The organism is Mesorhizobium sp. M7A.F.Ca.US.014.04.1.1 (genome assembly GCF_003998745.1).
Taxonomy (GTDB): Bacteria; Pseudomonadota; Alphaproteobacteria; order Rhizobiales; family Rhizobiaceae; genus Mesorhizobium; species Mesorhizobium ciceri.
On record NZ_RZRW01000325.1, the window covers coordinates 1 to 6,673 of the forward strand.

Here is a 6,673-nt window from a genome sequence, read left to right on the forward strand (position 1 = left end):
TGTTGCCGCAGCGGCGATAGCCGCCTCGCTTCGCAAGACCGGACAATGGGATGCGAGCGGCCTCGCCTATGCCGCGGTTTCAGGCCTGTCGCTCGCCTTGCTGCGCGATGGCGATCGTTCGGGCCTCATTGCCATCCTGTTCCTGTTTGCGGTCGTCTGGGCCACCGATATCCTTGCCTATTTCGTTGGCCGTGCCGTTGGGGGGCCGAAACTGGCGCCCTCTATCTCGCCCGGCAAGACGCGCAGCGGCGCGCTCGGCGGTGCGCTCGGCGGCGTCGTCGCCGGGCTGGTCCTCGCCGTAGCTGCCGGTGTCGGCAATCTGGCATTGCTCGGCCTGGTGGCGCTCGTGCTGTCGATTGTCTCGCAGGCAGGCGACCTGTTTGAATCCTGGGTCAAGCGCCGCCATGGCCGCAAGGACTCAGGCGCGCTCATCCCGGGCCATGGCGGCGTCATGGATCGTGTCGATGGGCTTGTCGCAGCCGCATTCGCCCTATACGTCATCGGCTGGATTTCGGCGAACGCCGATCATCCGGCGCAGGGTCTGTTTCCCGTTTGAGTGGTGTCATTTCAGGTCCTTTGCGCGATGCGCCTTGGATTCGCCCGGATTGGTGTCACAGTCACGGCGCAGTCTGCGCCGTGGAAGAATTTGAGGGTTTGTCTTGAACGAGATTCTTCACGCGCTTTTCAGCACACAAGGCTTTGTCCTCGGCACGCTGGTGCCATTCCTCTTCGTGCTGACCGTGGTCGTGTTCGTCCACGAAATGGGCCATTACCTTGTCGGGCGCTGGTGCGGCATCGGCGTCAGGGCCTTCTCGATCGGCTTCGGCCCGGAACTCTTCGGCTTCAACGACAGCCACGGCACGCGCTGGAAACTGTGTGCGATACCGCTTGGCGGCTATGTCAAATTCGTCGGCGACATGAACGCCACATCGAGCCAGCCCACGTCGGAAGAAATTGAAACGCTGACCGAGGAAGAGCGCAAGGTCGCCTTCCACACGCAGCCGATCTGGAAGCGCGCGGCAACGGTGGTGGCCGGGCCGCTGTTCAATTTCCTGCTGACGATCGTCGTCTTTTCCGTGCTGTTCACCGCCTATGGCCGTTATGTCGCCGAGCCCATGGTGGCCGAGGTGACCGCCGACAGCCCGGCGGCGAAGGCCGGCATCCTTCCCGGCGACCGATTCGTCAGCGTCGACGGCAACAAGGTCGAAACCTTTGGCGACGTCCAACGCCTGGTCTCGGGCCGTGCGGACGACGCAATCACTTTCGTCATGCTGCGCGACGGCCGGGAGGTCACTGTGACCGCGGCACCGCGGCTGATGGAACAGGAAGACGCGCTCGGCAACAAGGTCAAGGTCGCTGTAATCGGTGTCGTCAACAACAAGGAACTCGGCCAGCCACGGCTCATCACCTACACGCCTGTTGGAGCTGTCGCGGCGGCGGTCGAGGAAACCGGTCACGTCATCCAGCGCACCGGCCAGTTCCTGCAGCGCTTTGTTGTCGGGCGCGAAGACAAATGTCAGTTGGGCGGTCCGGTGAAGATCGCCGACATGGCGGGCAGGGCTGCGAAACTTGGATTCGAATGGCTCGTGCAACTGGTTGCACTGCTATCCGTTGGCATCGGAATTCTGAACCTTTTGCCGATTCCCCCTCTCGACGGCGGTCACCTCTTGTTCTACGGGGTGGAGGCTGTCATTCGCCGTCCGGTGTCGGAACGGATGATGGAAATGGCCTATCGGGCCGGGTTGCTTCTGGTGCTGTGCTTCATGGGGTTCGTTTTTTGGAACGATCTGTTTGGGTGCTGAAATCATGAAGAAATTTGGCTTCTGCATGGACGATGTTGAGACGCCGTTTACCATGCAAGGGGATATGAGTGACGCGAAAGCCACGCCGCAGGGTTAAGTAAATACAAATTAACCAGAAGCCTTGCGTGTAGGGAAAATCCGGTTAATACGGTAGGGGAAATTACCGCACGTCCGGTTTTCTCGCCGTGGGGACTACGAGAAAAGGTTATTAAGCCCGATGAAGGCAGCATCCAAGTTTCTAAGCGCCGCGTCCGCGGTGACCCTGTCCGCGGCCATGGTCGTGCCAGGCGCGCTCGCAGTGCAGTTCGTTGCCACATCGGCGGCTGAAGCCGCTGTCGTCAGCAGAGTCGAAGTAAGCGGCAACCAGCGTATCGACGCTGAGACCATCCGCAATTACATCACCATCAAGCCGGGCAAGGCTTTCTCCAGTTCCGATATCGACGGTGCGGTCAAGGCACTGTTTGGCACCGGCCTGTTTTCGGATGTGCAGATCAACCAGGTCGGCTCGACGCTGGTGGTCAAGGTTGCCGAGTATCAGGTTGTCAACCAGGTGCTGTTCCAGAACAACAAGAAACTCAAGGACAATGCGCTCGCGGCGGCGGTGCAGCTGAAGCCACGCGGAACGTTCTCGCAGGCGACGCTCGATGCCGACGTGGAGTCGGTCAAGGCTGCCTACAGGCGCATTGGTCGCGACGACGTGACCGTGACCACGCAGGTCATGCAGCTTGGCGACAATCGCGTGAATGTGGTCTTCAACATTGCCGAAGGCGATCGCACGCAGATCGCGGCGATCAATTTCGTCGGCAACAGCGCCTATTCCAGCCGCCGCCTGTCGGATATCATCAACACCAAGCGTTCGTCCTGGGTTTCCTTCATCCTGCGCGACGACGTCTACGACGATGACAAGCTGCGCGCGGACCAGGAGCTGCTGCGCCGCTTCTACTACAATCACGGCTATGCCGACTTCCAGGTCGTGTCCGCCGTCGGCGAGCTCGACAGCGCGACGAACAAGTACACGGTCACCATCACCGTCCAGGAAGGCGACCGCTACACGTTCGGCGATGTCAGCGTCGAGAGCACGATCCCTGAAGTCGACGGCAAGTCGCTGGAATCGGTGATCGAGACGCACAAGGGTGACGTCTACAACGCCAAGAACGTCGAGGATTCCATCATCGCGCTGACCGAGAAGGTGGCCGGTTCCGGCTATGCCTTCGCGCAGGTCACGCCGCGCGGCGACCGCAATTTCGAGAACCACACCATTTCGGTCGTCTACACGATCGACCAGGGCACCAAGGCCTATATCGAGCGCATCGAGATCCGCGGCAACGATCGCACGCGTGACTATGTCATTCGCCGGGAGTTCGACGTCAGCGAAGGCGACGCCTTCAACCAGGTGCTCATCCAGCGCGCGAAGAAGCGCCTGGAAAACTTGAACTACTTTGAGAAAGTCGACATCTCGACCGTGCCTGGCTCGCAGCCCGACCAGGTCGTTCTGGTGGTCGACGTGGTTGAGAAATCGACCGGTGAGTTCTCGGTGGGCGCTGGTTATTCGACCGGTGGCGACACGGCCGGTCCGTCGGTCGAAGGCTCGGTGACCGAGCGCAACTTCCTCGGTCGCGGTCAGTTCATCAAGCTGTCTGCGGGCGGCGGCAAGAATTCACGCGACTACAGCCTGTCCTTCACCGAGCCTTATTTCCTCGGACGGCGCATCGCCGCCGGTTTCGACATCTATAAGTCGACGCGGGAATACAACAACAACTATGACAGCGATACCACGGGCGCGACGATCCGTTTCGGCCTGCCGATCACCGACAGCATCACGACCCAGTTGGCGTACAACATATCGCAGGAAAAATATAAAGTTGACGATGGTTGCTTGACCGATGGGGTTTATATTCCTGGCAGCCCTTGCAATATCTCAACTGCAATCCTTGATGGCATCGATCAGAGCCCTTGGATCAAGTCGTCGGTCAGTCTCGGGCTGGTCTACAACACCATCGACGACATGAAGAACCCGCATGAGGGTATCTATGCCAACACAACCGTCGAAGTGGCCGGTCTTGGCGGCGATGCCAAGTTCGTGAAGATCACGGGACGCGGCAGCGTCTATCAGACGTTGTCCGAGTCGCTTGATCTTGTCGGCCTTATTTCGGGCGGCGCCGGCCATGTCGAGGGTTATGGCAGTGACGGCCTGCGTATCTTCGATCAGTTCCAGAGCACGGACCGCATGATCCGTGGCTTCGCCTATGGCGGTATCGGGCCTGTGGATCCTCTCACGGGTGACCATCTCGGCGGTACGACCTACTTCAATGCTTCTGCTGAAGCCCAGTTCCCGCTGCCAGTCGTTCCGGAAAGCTTCGGCCTTCGCGGAGCTGTGTTTGCTGACGCGGCGACTCTCTATGGCAGCAAGGTTACGAGCGTTGCTCAGGAGTCAACGGACATGCAGCTGCGTGCCTCTGTCGGCGTTGGTCTGATGTGGGCGTCGCCGTTCGGTCCGATTCGTATCGACTATGCGATCCCGGTCAAGAAGGAAGCGCGCGACGACGTGCAGGAATTCAACTTCGGCATATCGACCCGCTTCTGATCGGCGGCCAACGATGCTCCCGGGTCTTCAGGGTCCGGGAGAAATGTTCCGACCTAGCTGGATATAGCTTCTGGAATGACCGATCCGGTGTTCTTCGCGCCATCACGCCGGTATACGGCGGGCGAAGTCGCGAATCTGACCGGCTCGGTGCTTGTCGATTCCGGCCACTCCAATATTTTGATCGAAGCACTCGCGCCGGCCAGCGAGGGCGGCGAGAACGCGCTCGTCTTTGTCGACGGCAAGCGTAATTCCGCGCTGATGCCGTCGCTGCGGGCTGCCGCGGTGCTGTGCCCGGCGGAATTTGCCGGCAAGGCGCCGGCAAGCGTTGCCGTTCTCATTCATCCGCGTCCACAACAGGCCTTCGCGCTGATCGGGCGTCTGCTGTTTCCGAGGGCGGCGACACCAGGGCCAATGACCAGCGAAACCGGCGTCTCGCCGCACGCTCACGTCGATGCGACCGCCCATGTCGAAGCCGGTGCCGTCATCGAGGCCGGCGCGGTTGTCGGGCCAGGTGCTTCGATCGGCAGCGGCACCGTCATCGCCCCAAATGCGGTCATCGGACAATCCTGCCAGATCGGCCGCGACGGCTATGTCGGTCCGGGCGCCAGCATCCAGTATGCCTTGATCGGCAATCGCGTCATCATTCATGGCGGCGCCAGGATAGGCCAGGATGGTTTTGGCTTCGTCGGCGGGGCCAAGGGTCCTGAGCGCGTGCCGCAGATCGGCCGTGTCGTTATCCAGGACGACGTCGAGATCGGCTCCAACACCACCGTCGATCGCGGCGCCATGTCCGATACGATCATCGGCCAGGGCACCAAGATCGACAATCTCGTGCAGATCGCCCATAACGTCCGCATCGGCCGCAATTGCATAATAGCCGGGCTTTCGGGTATTTCGGGTTCTGTGGTCGTAGGTGACAATGTCACCATGGGCGGCGGCGTCGGGCTTGCGGATCACCTGACCATTGGGACAGGGGCCAAGCTTGCCGCCAGAAGTGGATTTATGAGCAATGTCCCTGCAGGCGAGATCTGGGGCGGCTATCCGGCACAGCCAATGGCGGAAGCCATGCGGGAGATAGCCATGCTGCGCAAGCTCGCCAGGACCCGCAAACAGGGCGAGGGAGGCAATGGCTGACATGATCGCGTCGACGACGCTGGAGGCGGTCGACATTATGGGGCTGATGAAGCTCCTGCCGCACCGCTATCCGTTCCTGATGATCGATCGTATCGTCGACATCGATGGCGACGAATCCGCTGTTGGCATCAAGAACGTGACCATAAACGAGCCGCATTTTCAGGGCCATTTCCCTGAGCAGCCGGTCATGCCGGGTGTGCTCATCGTCGAGGCGATGGCGCAGACGGCCGGCGCCATCTGTATCCGCAGCCTGGGTACCGAAAAGCCGTCGCTGGTCTATTTCCTGACCATCGACAACGCCAAATTCCGCAAACCGGTGGTTCCCGGCGACCAGTTGAAGATCTATGTCAAGAAAATCAAGAAACGCGGCAACCTGCTCAAATTCGCTTGTGAAGCCATGGTCGACGGCGCCAAGGCGGCCGAGGCCGAGATTTCAGCCATGATGGTCACCAGCGACTGACGATCGAGTGCTTATGAAAATCAAGACATCCATTCATGCTTCCTCCATTGTCGAGGAAGGCGCCCAAATCGGCCAAGGTGTGCGCATCGGGCCGTTCTGCCATGTCGCTGCCGATGTGGTGATCGGCGACGACGTCGAACTGGTCAGTCATGTCTCGGTGATGGGCGCGACGTCGATCGGCGCCTCGACCAAGGTCTATCCGATGGCGACATTGGGCGCACCGCCGCAGAACACCAAGCACAAGGGCGGCCGAACCACCTTGGTCATCGGCAGGAACTGCACGATCCGCGAAGGCGTGACCATGCATCTCGGCACCGATTCCAGCCGCGGCGAGACGACGGTCGGCGACAATGGCAATTTCCTTGCCTACGCCCATATCGCCCATGATTGCGTCGTCGGCAACAATGCGACGTTCGACAATGGCGCAACGCTGGGCGGCCACTGCGAGGTCGGCAACAATGTCTATATCGGCGGACTGACCGCAGTGCATCAGTTTGTCCGCATCGGCGACAACGCCTTTCTCGGCGGCTGCTCCGCGATCGTCGGCGATGTCATCCCCTTTGCCATAGCGGTCGGCAACCGCGCCAGCCTACGCGGCCTCAACATCATCGGCCTCAAGCGCTCCGGCCTGCCAAGGTCCGAAATCCTTGTGCTGCGCAAGGCTTACAGGATGATCTTCGATCGTTCCCGCTC

The 6,673-nt window shown here is 60.6% G+C and carries 6 protein-coding genes; all 6 read left to right on the plus strand.

What is annotated here, in order from left to right; translation table 11 throughout:
• Window positions 1–556 (plus strand): phosphatidate cytidylyltransferase (locus EOA22_RS20695; RefSeq protein WP_164755687.1); only part of this gene is annotated, 556 nt, incomplete at its 5' end.
• 103 nt (window positions 557–659) lie between these two features.
• Entirely contained in the window at window positions 660–1,802 is a 1,143-nt protein-coding gene (gene rseP / locus EOA22_RS20700) for an RIP metalloprotease RseP (protein WP_063167968.1), read from the plus strand.
• A 217-nt stretch (window positions 1,803–2,019) separates the two neighbouring features.
• Window positions 2,020–4,386 (plus strand): outer membrane protein assembly factor BamA, encoded by a 2,367-nt coding sequence (gene bamA, locus EOA22_RS20705; protein ID WP_063167969.1) that lies wholly within the window; start codon window positions 2,020–2,022, stop codon window positions 4,384–4,386.
• A gap of 75 nt (window positions 4,387–4,461) precedes the next feature.
• Window positions 4,462–5,520: a UDP-3-O-(3-hydroxymyristoyl)glucosamine N-acyltransferase gene (gene lpxD / locus EOA22_RS20710; protein ID WP_063167970.1), complete on the plus strand. Its 1,059-nt coding sequence runs from the start codon at window positions 4,462–4,464 to the stop codon at window positions 5,518–5,520.
• Window positions 5,513–5,980 carry a 3-hydroxyacyl-ACP dehydratase FabZ gene (fabZ, locus tag EOA22_RS20715; RefSeq protein ID WP_027036657.1) on the plus strand — a complete coding sequence of 156 codons (468 nt, stop codon included), beginning with the start codon at window positions 5,513–5,515 and terminating at the stop codon, window positions 5,978–5,980. Before lpxD ends, fabZ begins: the two co-directional genes overlap by 8 nt.
• A 13-nt stretch (window positions 5,981–5,993) precedes the next feature.
• Window positions 5,994–6,673: acyl-ACP--UDP-N-acetylglucosamine O-acyltransferase (lpxA, locus tag EOA22_RS20720; RefSeq protein ID WP_127390188.1), on the plus strand; the 680-nt coding region annotated here is incomplete at its 3' end.

Coding starts and splice junctions, on each gene's coding strand:
- lpxD (WP_063167970.1), top strand. CDS start 4,462: ATGACCGATCCGGTGTTCTTCGCGCCATCACGCCGGTATACGGCGGGC.
- fabZ (WP_027036657.1), top strand. CDS start 5,513: ATGGCTGACATGATCGCGTCGACGACGCTGGAGGCGGTCGACATTATG.
- bamA (WP_063167969.1), top strand. CDS start 2,020: ATGAAGGCAGCATCCAAGTTTCTAAGCGCCGCGTCCGCGGTGACCCTG.